This is a genomic window from Peribacillus sp. NPDC097197, from assembly GCF_050278025.1.
In the GTDB taxonomy this organism is placed as follows: domain Bacteria; phylum Bacillota; class Bacilli; order Bacillales; family DSM-1321; genus Peribacillus.
The window spans coordinates 85,276-101,785 of sequence record NZ_JBNNST010000009.1 but is presented as its reverse complement, the minus strand read 5'-3'; the positions used below and the strand labels follow the sequence as shown (position 1 = coordinate 101,785).

Below are 16,510 nucleotides of genomic sequence, written 5' to 3'. Positions count from 1 at the left end.
ATGACCTTCCTACATGCTCGTCAAAAAGACATATTTTTTAATCTTCGACTCGTATTTCTATTAAACTGCGGTTCATTTAAACAAAAGCCTATACATAGTGCTTTAAGTTAAGAAACAACTCATGTGAAAAAGGTTCGATCGGCAGAAACCAATTTTAAAAAAAGGGGGGCTAACGGCATGGACTTTCGCTTTGATGCAGAGACTCTACTTTTGAAAGAAAATATCCGGCAATTTATTCAAGACGAAATCGAACCATTTGCCATGCAGATTGAAGAGGAAGACCGTATCCCTGATTCTCTCATTCAATTATCTAAAGAAATGGGCTTATTCGGTCTTAGTATCCCTGAGAGGTATGATGGACTAGGTATCGGTATGGTCGAAAAATGTGCCTTATATGAGGAAATAGGAAAAACGCATAATGGGTATACGACGTTGATAGGAGCCCATACCGGTATCGGAACAGTCGGTATTGTGGAGATGGGGAATGAAGAACAAAAGCAAAAGTATCTTTCTGACATGGCAAGTGGAAATCGAATCGGAGCATTTGCTTTAACGGAACCAGCTGCAGGATCACATGCCACAAATTTAAAAATGACCGCGGTAAAATCAGGTGATAGATATATCCTGAATGGAACAAAGCACTATATAACGAATGCGGATGTGGCAGATATTTTCACCGTCATGGCTGTTACGGATAAGGAAAAAGGAGCAAAAGGAATCACTTCATTCATCGTAGAAAAGGGATTCCCAGGATTCCAAGTAGGTAGTATGGAAAGGAAAATGGGGCTACGAGGTTCCCATTCTGCAGAACTGATTTTTGAAAATTGCGAGGTTCCTTTGGAAAATGTACTGGGGGAAGTTGGCCAAGGATACGTCAATGCCCTTAAAATCCTGGCAAACGGTCGAGCAGGACTCGCAGCACGCAATTTAGGTTCATGTCAGTACTTATTGGATTTATCCATTCATTATGCAATGGAACGGGAACAATTTGATGTACCGATTATTGAACACCAGGCTGTATCCCATATGATAGCTGAGATGGCAATGGAAATAGAGGCACTTCGTTCTTTTACCTATAGAGTGGCCTGGATGGTCGATCAGGGAGAGAAAATCATTAAGGAAGCGGCCATGCTGAAGCTTTTCGGTTCGGAAGTATATAATCGGGTGGCGGATAAAGCGGTCCAGATTCATGGAGGACTCGGATATATTAAGGATTTTCCTATCGAACGTTTCTTTCGGGATGCAAGAATTACTAGAATTTATGAAGGTACGTCGGAAATCCAGAAAAACATCATTACAGGGCAATTGAAGAAAGCGCATTCAAAATAATTTTAATGGAAGCTGGAGGGATTGTAATGGATTTACGTTTATCGGATGAACAAAGAATGGTGCAAAAAACGATTCGTAAGTTTGTCGAAAATGAACTGATTCCACTGGAAAATGAAGTGCTCCGGAATGAAATAGCCGGAAAGCCCAGTTTACCTGCAGAGACATTACAGGAATTACAGGAAAAAGCAAAAAAGGCGGGGTTTTGGGGAGTTAATACACCTGAAGAATATGGTGGGGCTGATTTAGGGCAAATGATGATGGCCATCGTGCTGATGGAAGTTTCGAAGACATTCGTTCCTTTCAGTTTCGGTGGATCAGCTGATAATATTCTGTATTATGGAAATGAAGAACAGAAGAAGAAATATCTGATTCCAACGATCAATGGGGAGAAGAAGTCTTGTTTTGCGATGACGGAACCAGGGGCTGGATCCGATACACGCAACATAAAAATGACGGCCATTAAGGATGGAGACGAGTGGGTGCTGAATGGCGAAAAAACGTTCATCACCGGTGGAAATGATGCAGATTTTGTCATGGTCATTGCGGTTACGGACAAAGAACGTCACCAGGCAACGGGGACGGAAGGCGTCACCTGTTTCATCGTGGATCGGGACATGGGATGGAAATCAGAATATATCAATACGATGGGCGAATGGGGACCTGCCGGTTTAGTGTTCGACAATGTACGGGTACCTGAGGAGAATATATTAGGGGAAATACATGGTGGCTACAAATTGGGTCTCGAGTGGATAGGTTTTGCAAGATGGATTGTTGGGGCAAGGGCAGTGGGTTCAGCTGAACGATTACTCCAAATGGCCATCGACTATGCAAAGGAGCGGGTAACTTTCGGGAAGCCTATTGCGGAACGTCAGGCCATTCAATGGCAGATTGCAGACTCTGCTGTTGAAATTGAAGCGGCAAGGTGGTTAGTCTTAAATGCAGCTTTCACACTTGATAATGGAGAAGACAATCGTCATCTAGCCTCGATGGCTAAACTTTATGGCTCGAATATGGGGAATCGAGTCGTCGATCGTGTTTTGCAAATCCATGGTGGCATGGGTTATACAAAAGAACTGCCTATTGAGCGTTGGTACCGTGAAGCAAGGCTCTGGAGAATATACGATGGTACAGATGAAATTCAGCGTATGATCATTTCAAGGAACTTAATTAAAGGACATGTTAAACTAGGACAATTTTTATAATAGATGAGGAGGAACAAACATGACAGGAAGATTTTTAGGAAAAACAGCATTAGTAACTGGTGGAAGCAGGGGGATTGGAAGGGCAATCGTTGAACTACTAGCAAGTGAAGGAGCAAAGGTAGGAATCATCGATATTAATGAAGAGGTCCTGAATGTAGCGGGAAATGAACTACGTGACCAAGGCTATACCATTTATACAAAAGTGGCAAATGTAGTCGAGGCAGAAGAGGTGGAAACTGCTGTCAAGGAAATAGCGGAAACATTCGGTTCACTTGATATCCTTGTCAATAACGCGGGGGTCATTCGCGATAACCTAATATTCAAAATGACCGATTCGGATTGGCAGACAGTCATGGATGTACATTTGAAGGGTACGTTCAATTCAGTCCGTGCTGCTCAGAAATACATGGTTGAAAGAAAATATGGAAGAATCATCAATATTTCGTCCACTTCGGCTCTCGGCAATCGAGGACAATCGAATTATGCAGCTGCAAAGGCGGGGCTGCAAGGGTTAACGAAAACGTTAGCGATTGAGCTCGGTAAATATGGAATCACAGCTAATTCGGTAGCCCCTGGATTCATTGAAACGGAGATGACGAAAGAAACTGCACGTCGTGTGGGGGTCAGTTTTGAGCAGTTCGTTGAGGGAAGTGTGAAGAAGATTCCAGTTGCTAGAAGCGGGAAGCCAAGTGATATCGCAAATGCTGTTGCTTTTTTTGCTGATGAAGCTTCTTCCTTTGTTAATGGTCAAGTTCTTTACGTTGCAGGTGGTCCAAAAAATTAACTGATTAGGTGGGGATGATATGTTTAAAGATTGTATCGAAAAACGTTCCAAACCGGTCAAAAATTCAGTCGAACGTGGGGCCGTGAAAAAATTCGCGGAAGCAATCGGTGACTTGCATCCTATTTTCATTGATGAAGAGATAGGAAAACAATCAAGGTACGGCACGAATATTGCCCCTCCTACATTCCCACGGGTCTTTGATTATGGAGTGATTGAAGGGTTGAACCTCCCTGCTAAAGGGTTAATTCACGGCGAGCAGATTTATCATTATAAGCGGCCCCTTCTGGTAGGGGAAGAAATCACGTGTTATACAGAAGTGAAGGATTATTATGAGAAGAGTGGAAAACAGGGGGATTTGGGGTTTCTAGCATTAAAAAATTATGGAACCGATGCAAATGGTGAGATAGTATTTACTGCCGATCAATTGGTCATCATCAATGATACGGTAAGAAAGTCGGTGGGGAGCCGATGAGTTTGTTAAAAGAATTGAATCCTGGAGATTCTGTACAATCGATAAAGTTGGATCCTGTTTCACGCCTAAATCTCATTAAATACGCTGGTGCTTCCGGTGACTTCAATCCCATTCATACCATTGATGAAGAAGCTAAAAAGGCCGGTCTACCTGGAATCATTGCCCATGGAATGTGGACGATGGGAAACCTTGCAAAGTTATTCAGTGATTCTTATGACATCGGATTTATTGAAGAGTATAAAATACGATTCAAGAGTATGGTTTTTCTAGATGATGTCATCACGCTTCAAGCCTATTTAAAAGAGAAAAAGGAAGATACGTACCATTTTGTTGTAGTTGCCGTCAATCAAGTAGGCAAGGAAACAATCAGTGGGGAGGTCATATTCAAAGTATATTGAATGATAGGTAGTGATGAAGTTATTTCATCACTATTTTTTATTGGAATTTCGACATTATTAAAGGGGATTCGAAAGATATCGAGAATTGAATTAGAAAGAATTCTTTTGCGGTGGTGAATGTATTGAATCAACTGAAACAGGATTCCCAGATCAAATGGATCAAAGAATGGCCATTTCCTGCCATTATCCTTGATGATGAAGGCAAGATTAAAGAATGGAGCCAATATTTTAAGGAACAGATGCAGAATAGAAATACCCTTTCAGATTTATTTGATAGATGGATATTTTTTGATAATAATAGGCTGGCAACAGCATACCATGGCACCAATCGATATGTATTTATCTCAGTGATGCAATTGGAAAAAGGCGAGCATTTATATGTAGGGGGTCAAACTTCATATGTCGATGATGTAATGGAAGAATTCGGGGAAACCAAAAAAATGAACCGCGCATTGGATGCCATCATTGAGAATTCCTATGATGGCATTTATATCACCGATCCTGATGGAGTGACAATATATACAAACCCGGCTATTGAGAGAATTACGGGGATTCCTAAAGAGTATTATATCGGCAAATCAGTAAATCAGTTGATTAAGCGTGGAATACTGAATGCCTCGGTTACACATAAAGTGGTAAAGCAGAGGAGGACTGTATCAGTCGTACAGGATAACTTCGCCGGAAAAGAGACGCTGATCACGGGAAGCCCGGTGTTTAATGGTGAAGGGGAGATTGAACAGATCGTTACGAATATACGTGATTTATCCGATTTGAATGAACTGATGCATGAATTGACGAAAGTGAATGAATTGAACAATCAGTATAAGCAGGAAATCGAAAAGCTAAGAAAGATTACAAATCAAGATGGAGTCGTTTTTGTTAGTGAAAAGATGAGGAAGATTTACGAAATTGCTGAAAGGATTTCAGACATTGACGCGACAGTCCTTATATTAGGGGAAACGGGTGTGGGAAAGGACGTATTGGCCCGCAATATCTTTAACGGGAGCATCCGTTCAAAAAAAGGGGATTTCGTTAAAATAAACTGTGGGGCGATTCCTGCCGATTTATTGGAGTCTGAACTGTTTGGCTATGAGGGGGGAGCGTTTACCGGGGCTAATCACAAGGGGAAACCGGGGATGTTCGAAATAGCTGATAACGGAATATTATTTTTGGATGAAGTCGGTGAACTCCCACTTCAGCTTCAGGTAAAATTACTTCGTGTTCTTCAGGAAAGGGAAATACAAAGAATCGGAGGAACGAAACCGAAGAAAATCGATGTTCGTATTATCGCGGCCACAAATCGAAATCTATTGGATATGGTCAAAGCGGGAGAATTTCGCGAAGATTTATATTATCGCCTGAATGTCATCCCCATTGTGATTCCACCTCTTAGGGAAAGAAGAGAAGATATCCTCGCATTGTCTGATTTATTTTTAACCAAGGCCAACAACCAATATAAATTGACCAAAAAGTTAGATTCAGCGTTAAAAGATTATTTTTTTCATTATGATTGGCCGGGAAATGTCCGAGAACTGATTAATATAGTGGAAAGACTGGTCGTGTTAACGAATGGTTCCGTCATCTCGGTAAGCGACTTGCCTGTAGAATATCAGCAAGAAAACATGAGCCAAACCAACTCTCGTGATTCTCAGTCTCTAAAGGAAGCGGTGGAGGGAGCTGAAAAAGAAATATTGACAAAAGCAGCGCAAACTTATCAGACCACATATGAAATTGCTGAAGCTCTTGATTCAAGCCAGGCTACGATTGTCAGGAAACTAAAAAAATATGGATTGAGAGTCAGTGAAAAGAATAGGTAAGCAAAGGGGGATTTCCGTAAGGGGAATACCCCTTTTCATTTCTTCCCTAGTAGTCATCTGGATAATAATATATCTATGAATCTGAAAGACAATCCATTCTAATTCAAAAGTGGTTCGTTCAGTCAAAAGTGAATGATGGTTATGCCATATGAATTCAATTATTTGAATCAAAAGTGAATCATTCTTATTTCGTAAAGTGACTTAGTATGGCTTTTTCAAGATGGCATAGTACTTGCATTGTTATTAAGGAAATGCTTTACAAATGATTTATGGGGAATGTGAGGTGACTGTGGAACGTTTCCGACGATTGCACAGCGTTATTCAGTTGACAGATATGAAGATAGTATTCATGAAATCATAAAATGGGATGCAGACAACTAAAAAAGTAGATAAAGATTACGGAAAAATGGGTCGAAACGAGGTTACAGAAGAAGCGGGTAGCCTTTCGATGGATTACGCGATGGAATAATGAAAGCGCTAACAAAAAAGGTTGGCATTAACAATTCGATAGGGTCATGGAGAAGAGTTCCTTATGGTTAGGGATGTTGTATTCAAGTAAAGCATTACCTACGAACATTCATTGGGATAAGGGAGGAAGGAAATGGAGATTTTAATTCAGCAATTGTTTAATGGTTTAACAATCGGAAGCGTATATAGCCTAGTTGCCCTTGGGTTGACATTGGTATATGGGATTCTTCATATCCCTAACTTTGCCCATGGTGCTCTCTATATGATAGGAGGGTATGTCACGTTGTCGATGATGACGTTATCTGGGCTGAATTACTGGATTGCTATGTTCGTGTCCGTCATTGTCGTGGGCCTTCTTGGGGTTTTATTGGAACGATTCGTATTCCGTTTGTTAAGGGATGCTCCACCGTTGCATGATAAAATTGCAGCCATTGGAATTTTACTTTTTCTTGAAGCCTTTGCACAATTTGTCTGGGGAGCTGATTTTCAAACCATGCAATCTCCTTATGGACAAGTAGTCAATATCATGGGCTTGACGTTCACGATGCAACGTTTGTTGATTATTGTGGCGGCAATCGTGGTCATGTCGGTTCTCTATCTGTTCTTAAAGAAGACGTATACAGGTTCCACGATCATCGCGATGTCCCAAAGTCGTGAAGGGGCTTCGCTAGTCGGGATTAACATCAATAAAGTTGCCATGCTGACCTTCATGATTTCTGGGGGGCTAGCCGCCATTGCTTCCTCCCTTGCATCTCCCATCAATCTAGTTTTTCCAGGCATGGGTCATTTAGTGATATTAAAGGCTTTCGTGATTATCATCCTAGGAGGGATGGGAAGCGTTCCAGGTGCAATCGTTGGTGGATATATTCTTGGATTCAGTGAAAGCCTTGGCGCAACCTATATATCCAATGATTATAAGGATATCATAGCCTTCTTCCTTTTAGTAGTCATCTTAACGGTCAAACCGACGGGTCTTTTCGCAAAGGGGGAGAGGTAGTTTGAATATCTTATCAAAACGAAATGTCATCTTAATTTTGATCATCCTGGCCTTTTTATTTCCAATCATCGCGCAGAATGACTATTACGTTCATATGTTAACGTTGTCTTTCATCTGGGCAATCGCGGTATATGGAATTAATCTGTTAGCGGGCTATACGGGCTATCTTTCGCTTGCCCATGCTGGATACTTTGCCATTGGGGCGTACTCATTGGGGTTATTGACGGTAAAAGCGGGAATGAACTTTTGGTTGGCACTGGTCTTGTCTTGCCTAATTTCCGGGGCGCTTGGTTTTTTGGTCGGCTTAATAGCATTGAGAACAAAAGAACACTTTTTCGCAATTTATACTTTATGCGTCGGATATATCATCTACCTGGTCATCGATAAATGGGAAGGTCTTACAGAAGGAGTTAGAGGCTTGATTGGGATTCCGGCCCCTGGAAATATCGGACCCATCACTTTCGAGACGGCCGCTTCACAATATTATTTGGTGCTCATTTTCCTACTTGGCGTCATTTTGGTCATGTATCGTATTGTTCATTCGTTGACAGGGAGAACCTATATGGCCATCAGGAATAGTGAGGAACTTGCCCAAACGATAGGCATATCCACGATGAAGAATAAGTTGACCGCATTTGTTCTTTCTACATTTTTTGCAGGCTTGGCAGGTGCCTTATATGCTTCATTCGTGCGGTTTATCGGACCGGATATCGGGTCTACGGCCATAATGTTCGACTTGTTGATGTATCTACTGGTCGGCGGAATAGGAACTCTATCGGGACCTTTGGTTGGAACTTTGCTTCTCGTCATACTATCCCAGAATCTACAATTTCTCCAAGAGTATCGAATGTTGATCTTTGGACCTTTACTTACGTTGATCATAATTTTCTATCCACGCGGTATTTCGGGTGCATTCTTTGATTGGAAAATTAAACGAAGAGATAAGAAACAACTGATTATGAGTAAGGACGTTCCGGTTAATGCGGAGGAGGGATGAAGATGTTTATCGAAACGAAGAATTTAACAAAGAGTTTCGGGGGATTGGCAGCTGTAAAAAATGTGGATTTCACCATTGAAAAAGGAAAGATCAATGCGATTATCGGGCCTAATGGAGCCGGGAAGTCTACGTTTTTCAACTTGATCAGCGGCTTCCATCGTCCAAGTTCTGGAGCAGTCCTCTTCAAAGGGAAAGACATCACGAAGCTTCCTGCCAATGAAATAGCGGGGCTTGGCATAGCAAGAACGTTCCAGACGACTAGTCTTTTTGAGCAATCCACCATCTTGGATAACGTGATTGTAGGGCATAGGCTTCGAACTAAATCGAATTTGGTAGATGCTATCCTAAGGACGAAGAGGTTAAAACGGGAGGAAAAGGCCTGTCGTGATAAAGCGATGGAAGTATTGAAAATTGTCGGCTTAATGGATTCGGCAAATAAGATGGTCTCGAGTATTTCTCAAGAGGAAAAGAAGCGGACTGCGATTGCCCTTGCCCTTGCGACGGATCCGGAAATCATCTTTCTTGATGAACCGGCCGCCGGCATAAACCCTGATGAAACAGAAGGGCTTACAGAACTGATCAAGGAGTTGAATCAATCGGGCTTCACGATTTGCTTGATCGAGCACAAGATGCATATGATCATGAACTTAGCTGACCATATCATGGTCCTGAACTACGGGGAAAAGATTGCTGAAGGCACTCCAAAAGAAATCAGGGCGAATGAGGCGGTTATTAAAGCCTATTTAGGAGGTAGTGCTAGTGCTTAAGCTAACTGATGTTACTGTATGTTATGGGAGCTTCTCTGCGATCAAGCATGTGAATATTGAAGTGAAAAAAGGGGAAATTGTCGTTCTACTGGGAGCGAATGGAGCAGGGAAAAGCACGACATTCCGTTCTATCAGCGGCATTAGTAAGCTGGCTGGGGGTGAAATTCATTTTGAGGAACGGACTATCGGAGGCAGGCCTCCGGATAAGAATGTCCAGGCTGGAATTGTTCAATGTGCAGAAGGGAGGAAACTGTTTCCTCAGATGACTGTCCAGGAAAACTTGAAGATGGGGGCTTACGTCCATCGGAAAAAAAAGAGGGAAATCAAGGCCTCATTGGAAAATGTCTATCATTTATTTCCTATTTTAAAAGAAAAACTCCATGATGAAGCCGGCAGCTTGAGTGGTGGACAGCAACAGATGCTAGCCATTGGCAGGGCCTTGATGTCTAAGCCAAAGCTTTTGATGCTAGATGAACCTTCCGTGGGCCTCGCCCCTTTGATCGTTGAACAGATGTTCCAAGTCATTGAAGAAATAAACCGGGAAGGCATAACCGTTCTACTAGCTGAACAGAATGCGAATGCGGCTCTTAGCATTGCAGATAAGGGATATGTTTTTGAAAATGGGGAAATTGTCGTCGAAGGGACTGCAAAAGAATTATTGGCTAATGATGAAGTACGGAAAGCTTATATCGGAGCATAAGAGTTTAAAAATGAATGGGGGATTTTCATGAAAAAATTGAGTGTATTCTTTGTCATGCTATTACTCGTCCTAACGGCACTAGCCGGCTGTAACAAAGGAGACAGCCCTGCCTCAAGTGGGGGAGGAAAGGCCAGTAAAGGGAAGAATGTCGTCAATATCGGTTTTAGCGGTCCTTTGAGTGGAGCAGCAGCCTTATATGGAAAACGAACGTTAAATGGTGTGGAGATGGCAGTAAATGAAATCAATGATGCTGGTGGGTTTGAAGTGGAAGGGGAAAAATATACGCTCAACCTGGTTTCGTTGGATGATAAGTACTTACCGAATGAAACGGGTTCAAATGCTAAACGTTTAATTCAGGAATACAAAACTCCGATTATTTTCACTCCTCATAGTGGAGGGATACTCGCCCTTCAGGTTTTTAACGAAAAAGAGAAATTCATCATCGGTGGCTATTCGAGTGAACCAGCCATCACGGAAAGCGGTAATTCATTAACGGTGAGGATCCCGCCAAATTATGAAGGGTATATTGAACCGTTTTCTACGTATGCAATGGAAAACTTCGGAAAGAAAATTGCGGCATTGCCACCATCTTCCCAGTACGGGAAGGACTGGGCGGAAAACCTACTTCCTCATTGGGAAAAACAGGGTGGTGAAGTCGTATATAACGCCTCCATTGATTTTTCTAAAGAAACGGATTTCTTCACGACTGTTACAAATGCCCTAAAAGAAAAGCCTGATGTCCTTTTCATCGGGGGGGCGTCAGAGCCTACGGCCAAGGTTGCAAAACAAGCAAGGGAACTAGGCTTTAAAGGCGGTTTCATTATCATGGACCAGGCGAAACTGGATCAAATGAAACCAATAGCGGGCTCGTACGAAACATTGGAAGGTTCGATCGGTGTTCTTCCGCTAATCGATTCCAAGGAAGAAGCAATACCGGCATTCATTGATAAATATAAAAAAATTTATAAGGAAGATGCTAGTTCTGAAGTGGGGTTGAATTACATTGCTATGTATGCCTTTGTGGAGGCAATGAAAGCGGCGGGAACAGTCGATGATGTGAATGCGATCCGTGACCATATGCAGGATGGGCTGACAAATACGGCACCTGAACAGAAAATTTACAATATACCATCGATTGACGAAAACGGTGGATTCGCAGCAAAAGTCGTTGTAGGAGCGGTCGAAGATGGAAAAGTGGTACCCATCAATGTAGAAGAATAAAGGTGCTTTCACACTAACTACCTTTTCGCCCCGAAAGCTAAAAACTAATGCATTCCATCAGTTTATAAAAATCTTTAATACTTTACCTTGCGAAAACTCTTAAAATGCTGTACTCTTATATTTGCTTTGAAAAAATGAATATTTCTTACTTCTTATCAAGAGAGACTGAGGGACTGGCCCGAAGATGTCTCGGCAGCAGACTTATTTAGAGTGCTGTGCCAAATCCAGCAGGCGATTGACCTGAAAGATAAGAGGAGTGTTTATAGATTAAAAGACCTCTTCTTGTAATAAAACGGAAGAGGTCTTTTTGTACTCATAGGATAGGAATCTGTTCTTGATGGTTTGTTACTATTCTATAATCAAGACCATATTAAAATGAAGGGATGCCGGAAAATTTAGAGAGTCCAAAAAGAGTATCCATTACCATTACCATGCAAAATACTAAAGAGGTGTACATCATGAGTTTAGACAATAAAGGGAATCCATGGGCTTTAACGCCGTTTATCGTTTTTTTGATATTATTTATAGGTTCAGGTGTTATTACAAAAGATTTTTACACATTTCCAGTGATTGTTGCCATAGCCATTGCATCTGCTACGGCACTGGCAATGAATCGAAAGGAATCATTCGATCAGAAAGTAGAAATCTTTTGTAAAGGTGCCGGGGATTCAAACATCATGTTGATGGTTGTCATATTCCTATTGGCTGGGGCTTTTTCGGAAGTGGCAAATGGGATGGGGGCCGTAGCGTCTACGGTGAATCTAGCACTTTCAATTGTTCCGCAAAATCTTTTAATGGTGGGGTTATTTATTATCGCCTGCTTTATCTCATTATCAATGGGGACAAGTATGGGAACGATAGTGGCTTTAGCACCTATTGGAGTAGGAATCAGTGATCAAACGGATATATCTGTTGCCCTTTCCATGGCTGCGGTCATTGGTGGTGCCATGTTCGGTGATAATCTTTCTTTCATTTCGGATACGACTATAGCAGCTGTACGCACACAGGGAACGAAAATGAAAGATAAGTTCAAAGTGAACTTTTTTATTGTGTTACCTGCTGCAATAATCACATGTTTTATCCTTGGTTTTCTGACGATGGGTGAACAAGCTACAATTTCTGGAGAAGCCTACAATTGGGTCAAAATTCTACCTTACCTTTGTGTTCTAGTGGCAGCATTGGCAGGGATCAATGTATTCTTGGTTCTCTCTATCGGCATCGTCTTTGCCGGAATCATCGGTTTAGCGGATGGTAGTTATCATGCAATGGAAGTGATTCAAAAAATGGGGGATGGAATGGCTGGGATGTATGAAATCTCCTTCCTAGCGATTTTGATTGCAGGCATGGTTTCTGTTATCAAACATAACGGCGGAATCGATTACCTACTGAACCTCGTGACGAGAAAGAGCAAATCAAGAAAAAGTGCAGAGTTCAGTATCGCGGGATTGGTGGCTTTAACGAATCTTTCAACGGCAAACAATACCATATCCATCATCATTGCTGGTCCACTCGCAAAAAACATTGCCGAAAAGTATGAAATCGATCCACGGAAATCTGCCAGTTTGCTCGATGTTTTCGCTTGTAGCATTCAGGGCTTATTGCCATACGGAGCACAACTACTTTTAGCTGCAGGTGTCGCACACATCTCTCCTATCAGTATCCTACCCTATTCGTTCTATCCAGTCTTGATCGGGGTTTCAGGAATCATAGCCATTTTAATAGGTTTCCCCCGGTTCTCGAAGAGGAAATGAAAATAGGTTGGTTGGAAGAGTATCAATAAATCACGAATGTTGCCCTGGAGCATTGTCTCCAGGGCTTTTTTAGGGTAATTGACTTCAAGTGTGTATGAAATCTTTAAAATTCACAAAACTAATCTCTGCCTTCAATAATATTAAAATAGTATAATAAAATACAATTAACGGAGATATCTTTATTCTTAAGTGTTTACTATTTTGTAAAAGCGGGAACTCTAAAGGTATTGTAATGAAATAATTAGAGGTGGGTTCGTTTAAAAATGGAGATAGTAGAAAAGTTTATTACTGAAACAAATGATTTATTATGGTCCTCTATACTGATCATTTTATTAATTGGAATGGGCATTTATTTTTCTTTTCGTACTAAATTTGTACAATTTAGAATGGTGAAAGAAATGATTAGGTTACTAGGGGAAGGTGCTACGGCAGATAAGAAAGGCGTATCTTCGTTTCAGGCCTTTTGCATCAGTACGGCTTCCCGGGTAGGAACGGGGAATCTGGCAGGTGTGGCTATAGCCATCACGACTGGTGGTCCGGGAGCTGTTTTCTGGATGTGGTTAATCGCATTGATTGGATCTGCCTCTGCTTTCATTGAAAGCACTTTAGCTCAAATTTACAAGGTCAAAGACGGAGCAGCCTTCCGTGGTGGTCCAGCTTATTATATGGAAAAAGCATTAAATGCACGCTGGATGGGTATCACGTTTGCTGTTTTGATTTCATTGACATTTGGACTTGCTTTCAATTCTGTACAGGCCAATACGATTACAAGTGCATTCCAAGCATCCTTTGGTGTAGATAAATGGATCACCGCACTAATTTTGGCAATCATAACGGCTGTTATCATTTTTGGCGGAATTAAGATGGTTGCTAAAGTGTCTGAAGTCATCGTGCCAATCATGGCAGGAGCTTATGTGTTAGTAGCTTTAGTTGTCATCCTATTGAATATAACCGAGTTACCAAGTGTTCTTGCATTAATCTTTGAAAGTGCATTCGATGGATTAAGGGAGATTGCTAGTGGGGCACTGGGTGCAGCCATGATGAACGGAATCAAGCGTGGCTTGTTCTCAAATGAGGCTGGAATGGGGAGTGCTCCTAATGCGGGTGCTACGGCAGATGTCACCCATCCGGTAAAACAAGGTCTGATCCAATCACTAGGCGTTTTTGTTGATACGCTCATCATATGTAGCTCGACGGCCTTTATCATCTTGTTTTCCGGTCTATACTCATCAAAAGAAACGGATGGAATTGTTCTCACGCAGAATGCCCTTAGCGAGAGCTTAGGATCTTGGGCTGGTATTTTTCTCGCCATTATTGTCCTGTTATTTGCGTTTAGCTCGATTGTTGGAAATTACTATTATGGAGAATCCAATATCAGTTTTATTAATGAAAAGAAAATTTGGATAAATATTTATCGTGCAGCAGTCGTTGGAATGGTCATTTTCGGATCAATGGCTTCGCTCGAGTTTGTATGGAATCTAGCAGATTTGCTGATGGGATCAATGGCCATCATAAACCTGATAGCCATAGCCTTGCTAGGGAAAATAGCTTTCGCTGCACTTGCTGATTATCAAAAGCAAAAGAAAGATGGCAAAAATCCCGTTTTTCATGTAAGTAACATTAAGGGATTGAAGAATGTTGAATGCTGGGGTGACCCAACTGAACAGGTGGAAGGATCCAGTAAAAAGGAATTCAAATAGAAACTAGATCATGAACAAAAGGGACCTCGATACTATTTCGAGGTTTTTTTTATAGATTTAGATAGCCCGGCATATCCGCACATCTCAATCCGGGTTATGTCCTTTCTAATATTCTAGTACACTGTGAATAAATACCTTATTAAATGAAAGAATTTATAAATCAATATTCCTATTTACTTATTGGTAATATATAATAATGTTGGAAAATGTCGGTATTTAAGGGTATCTTTAATGATGTAGCTGAGATACTATAATATTATAAGGTTCTACCAATATTTTGAAGCTAAAACGCAACCTTGTAGTTATTTGGTGCTCAACTAAGTGAGTGGAGGAATAAAAATGAGTATGATCCTCGATAAGGAAAAAGTGGAAAACCCTACACAAATGGAAGATGCAATATTGATAGGCAAATTTCAAGATGGTGATGATGAGGCATTGAATCAATTAATTACGAAGTATAAAGGTCTTGTCAAAACTAAAGCAATGAAGTATTTTCTAACGGGTGGAGATAAGGAAGATGTCTTTCAAGAAGGCATGATAGGACTGTATAAGGCTATCCGGGATTATCGAGATTGCAAAAATTCGGCTTCCTTTAAGTCATTTGCTGAACTATGCATTACTAGACAAATTATCACTGCTGTCAAAGCGGCCACTAGACAAAAGCATTCCCCTTTGAATACCTATGTTTCACTGTTTAGACCTATTTACCAAGGGGAATCGGAGCAAGCTCTTATTGATGTCGTCCCTGAGCAAAAGCAGATGGATCCGGTTGCCATTTTAATAGGATTAGAAGAATTCAGTGAAATTGAACTGAAATTAACGGAACTCCTCAGTGACCTCGAAAGTACAGTCGTGGACTTGTATATGGGGGGACAGACCTACTTGGAAATTTCACTAGAATTGAATGTTCAAGTAAAGACAATAGATAATGCACTCCAACGTGTGAAAAAGAAGTTGGATAAGTATCTGGAATCACGGTTGATGGTTGAATAGGTAATACAGTGAGCATCACTTTAAATAGATAGATTTTCTTTATCATCATGATAGCCGTCATTTAATTCATGGAGAATAATACTTGAAAGTGGAGTGTGTATGCGCAAGGTTAAGTCAGTAAAAATAGATGGCGAAAGTGTTTTTATGTTTAATAGTGCTATATATATATTTGAGACAGATTCAAGGTATACATTGGAATTGGATATAATAGTGAGTGAAATAGTATTAAAAAAATTCGGCAATAATGAAAATTTAATTATTGAAATAGAATTGGAAGATGGTAAAGAAATCAGTGCGATTATGCATCTGCGCGGTTTAGTGGGGGAAGGATTGCCCCAGCTTAACCTATATTGTGAGATATATGATCTAGAAGGCTATGAAGATTTTCAGATAGTACATGAGAATGAAACATCCTTCCCGAATGTTGAAGAGGGCATTACCCTGAAAGAAATAAGAAAAGTGGAAATGCCAAATGAAAGAATAAACCTTAAACTACTATTACCGATAGATCAGACGGAATGGTTAGCGAAGCAAGGAAAAAATCTAAATGGGGTATTGAAAGAAGCTATATATGACTACTGGAATAAAGAAAAGAAACGATAAGAACGAAAACTGGTTAAATGACCATTGAGATAATTGAAAATTAGGATAATATAAAATCCTATCGTTAAATATTTTTTTGTTGTCTTTTTTTATGAGTAAAAATCAGGATCATAAAAAAATATTGAGGGAAATGCATACGCTTTTAAGCCGAAAACTCACCTTGTATGGTATCTCCTTGTAACGCCATATCATTTTTATTAACTACTTATCTACTTTAAATGATAAAATTCGACAAAGTGGGGTACATGAATGATCGATATCTTCCATACTTCCTTAATGATAGTGAGGAAAGAGGAAGACTATTTTGTTCT

Annotated in this window: 15 protein-coding genes and 1 riboswitch; all 15 genes read left to right on the top strand. The window is 40.8% G+C overall.

The genetic code is table 11. The features are described 5' to 3' along the window. Nucleotides 1–177: 177 nt before the first annotated feature. The 15 genes from ACQKL6_RS13575 to ACQKL6_RS13505 all read left to right on the top strand — a co-directional run bounded on the left by ACQKL6_RS13575 (nucleotide 178) and on the right by ACQKL6_RS13505 (nucleotide 16,199). Nucleotides 178–1,329, top strand: a complete 1,152-nt coding sequence (locus tag ACQKL6_RS13575) for an acyl-CoA dehydrogenase family protein (RefSeq protein ID WP_402872681.1) — start codon at nucleotides 178–180, stop codon at nucleotides 1,327–1,329. Nucleotides 1,330–1,355: 26 nt separating this feature from the next. Further along, nucleotides 1,356–2,531, top strand: a complete 1,176-nt coding sequence (locus ACQKL6_RS13570) for an acyl-CoA dehydrogenase family protein (protein WP_402872684.1) — start codon at nucleotides 1,356–1,358, stop codon at nucleotides 2,529–2,531. 19 nt (nucleotides 2,532–2,550) lie between these two features. Beyond that, complete coding sequence (locus tag ACQKL6_RS13565; protein WP_402872686.1) at nucleotides 2,551–3,315, top strand: SDR family oxidoreductase; 765 nt, start codon at nucleotides 2,551–2,553, stop codon at nucleotides 3,313–3,315. A 19-nt stretch (nucleotides 3,316–3,334) separates the two neighbouring features. Continuing rightward, nucleotides 3,335–3,787, top strand: coding sequence for a MaoC family dehydratase N-terminal domain-containing protein (locus ACQKL6_RS13560; RefSeq protein ID WP_402872688.1), 453 nt, complete (start codon nucleotides 3,335–3,337; stop codon nucleotides 3,785–3,787). Further along, nucleotides 3,784–4,185, top strand: a complete 402-nt coding sequence (locus tag ACQKL6_RS13555) for a MaoC/PaaZ C-terminal domain-containing protein (RefSeq protein ID WP_427651272.1) — start codon at nucleotides 3,784–3,786, stop codon at nucleotides 4,183–4,185. Before ACQKL6_RS13560 ends, ACQKL6_RS13555 begins: the two co-directional genes overlap by 4 nt. Nucleotides 4,186–4,307: 122 nt before the next feature. Then, entirely contained in the window at nucleotides 4,308–6,002 is a 1,695-nt protein-coding gene (locus ACQKL6_RS13550; protein WP_402872693.1) for a sigma-54 interaction domain-containing protein, read from the top strand. A gap of 601 nt (nucleotides 6,003–6,603) precedes the next feature. Beyond that, a complete protein-coding gene (locus ACQKL6_RS13545; RefSeq protein ID WP_402872696.1) occupies nucleotides 6,604–7,467 on the top strand; it encodes a branched-chain amino acid ABC transporter permease in 864 nt (287 codons plus the stop codon). A gap of 1 nt (nucleotide 7,468) precedes the next feature. Continuing rightward, entirely contained in the window at nucleotides 7,469–8,464 is a 996-nt protein-coding gene (locus ACQKL6_RS13540) for a branched-chain amino acid ABC transporter permease (RefSeq protein WP_402872698.1), read from the top strand. A gap of 2 nt (nucleotides 8,465–8,466) precedes the next feature. After that, a complete protein-coding gene (locus tag ACQKL6_RS13535; RefSeq protein ID WP_402872701.1) occupies nucleotides 8,467–9,231 on the top strand; it encodes an ABC transporter ATP-binding protein in 765 nt (254 codons plus the stop codon). After that, nucleotides 9,224–9,931 carry an ABC transporter ATP-binding protein gene (locus ACQKL6_RS13530; protein ID WP_402872704.1) on the top strand — a complete coding sequence of 236 codons (708 nt, stop codon included), beginning with the start codon at nucleotides 9,224–9,226 and terminating at the stop codon, nucleotides 9,929–9,931. Before ACQKL6_RS13535 ends, ACQKL6_RS13530 begins: the two co-directional genes overlap by 8 nt. Before the next feature lie 27 nt (nucleotides 9,932–9,958). Beyond that, the gene (locus ACQKL6_RS13525) at nucleotides 9,959–11,152 is read left to right on the top strand and encodes an ABC transporter substrate-binding protein (protein ID WP_402872707.1); all 1,194 of its coding nucleotides are present in this window, start codon (nucleotides 9,959–9,961) and stop codon (nucleotides 11,150–11,152) included. 149 nt (nucleotides 11,153–11,301) lie between these two features. Beyond that, nucleotides 11,302–11,406: riboswitch (SAM riboswitch) on the top strand. A 204-nt stretch (nucleotides 11,407–11,610) separates the two neighbouring features. Then, nucleotides 11,611–12,903, top strand: coding sequence for a Na+/H+ antiporter NhaC family protein (locus ACQKL6_RS13520; protein WP_402872711.1), 1,293 nt, complete (start codon nucleotides 11,611–11,613; stop codon nucleotides 12,901–12,903). Nucleotides 12,904–13,166: 263 nt separating this feature from the next. Further along, entirely contained in the window at nucleotides 13,167–14,603 is a 1,437-nt protein-coding gene (locus ACQKL6_RS13515) for an alanine/glycine:cation symporter family protein (protein ID WP_402872716.1), read from the top strand. A 339-nt stretch (nucleotides 14,604–14,942) separates the two neighbouring features. Next, nucleotides 14,943–15,596 (top strand): RNA polymerase sporulation sigma factor SigH, encoded by a 654-nt coding sequence (sigH, locus tag ACQKL6_RS13510; protein WP_402872719.1) that lies wholly within the window; start codon nucleotides 14,943–14,945, stop codon nucleotides 15,594–15,596. Between the two features lie 99 nt (nucleotides 15,597–15,695). Continuing rightward, entirely contained in the window at nucleotides 15,696–16,199 is a 504-nt protein-coding gene (locus ACQKL6_RS13505; RefSeq protein WP_402872722.1) for a hypothetical protein, read from the top strand. Nucleotides 16,200–16,510: the final 311 nt, after the last annotated feature.

Bases quoted from the DNA above. Each gene is read 5' to 3' on its own strand.
- ACQKL6_RS13525 (WP_402872707.1), top strand. From the start codon at position 9,959: ATGAAAAAATTGAGTGTATTCTTTGTCATGCTATTACTCGTCCTAACG.
- ACQKL6_RS13515 (WP_402872716.1), top strand. From the start codon at position 13,167: ATGGAGATAGTAGAAAAGTTTATTACTGAAACAAATGATTTATTATGG.
- sigH (WP_402872719.1), top strand. From the start codon at position 14,943: ATGAGTATGATCCTCGATAAGGAAAAAGTGGAAAACCCTACACAAATG.
- ACQKL6_RS13545 (WP_402872696.1), top strand. From the start codon at position 6,604: ATGGAGATTTTAATTCAGCAATTGTTTAATGGTTTAACAATCGGAAGC.
- ACQKL6_RS13565 (WP_402872686.1), top strand. From the start codon at position 2,551: ATGACAGGAAGATTTTTAGGAAAAACAGCATTAGTAACTGGTGGAAGC.
- ACQKL6_RS13555 (WP_427651272.1), top strand. From the start codon at position 3,784: ATGAGTTTGTTAAAAGAATTGAATCCTGGAGATTCTGTACAATCGATA.
- ACQKL6_RS13520 (WP_402872711.1), top strand. From the start codon at position 11,611: ATGAGTTTAGACAATAAAGGGAATCCATGGGCTTTAACGCCGTTTATC.
- ACQKL6_RS13575 (WP_402872681.1), top strand. From the start codon at position 178: ATGGACTTTCGCTTTGATGCAGAGACTCTACTTTTGAAAGAAAATATC.
- ACQKL6_RS13535 (WP_402872701.1), top strand. From the start codon at position 8,467: ATGTTTATCGAAACGAAGAATTTAACAAAGAGTTTCGGGGGATTGGCA.
- ACQKL6_RS13505 (WP_402872722.1), top strand. From the start codon at position 15,696: ATGCGCAAGGTTAAGTCAGTAAAAATAGATGGCGAAAGTGTTTTTATG.
- ACQKL6_RS13560 (WP_402872688.1), top strand. From the start codon at position 3,335: ATGTTTAAAGATTGTATCGAAAAACGTTCCAAACCGGTCAAAAATTCA.
- ACQKL6_RS13570 (WP_402872684.1), top strand. From the start codon at position 1,356: ATGGATTTACGTTTATCGGATGAACAAAGAATGGTGCAAAAAACGATT.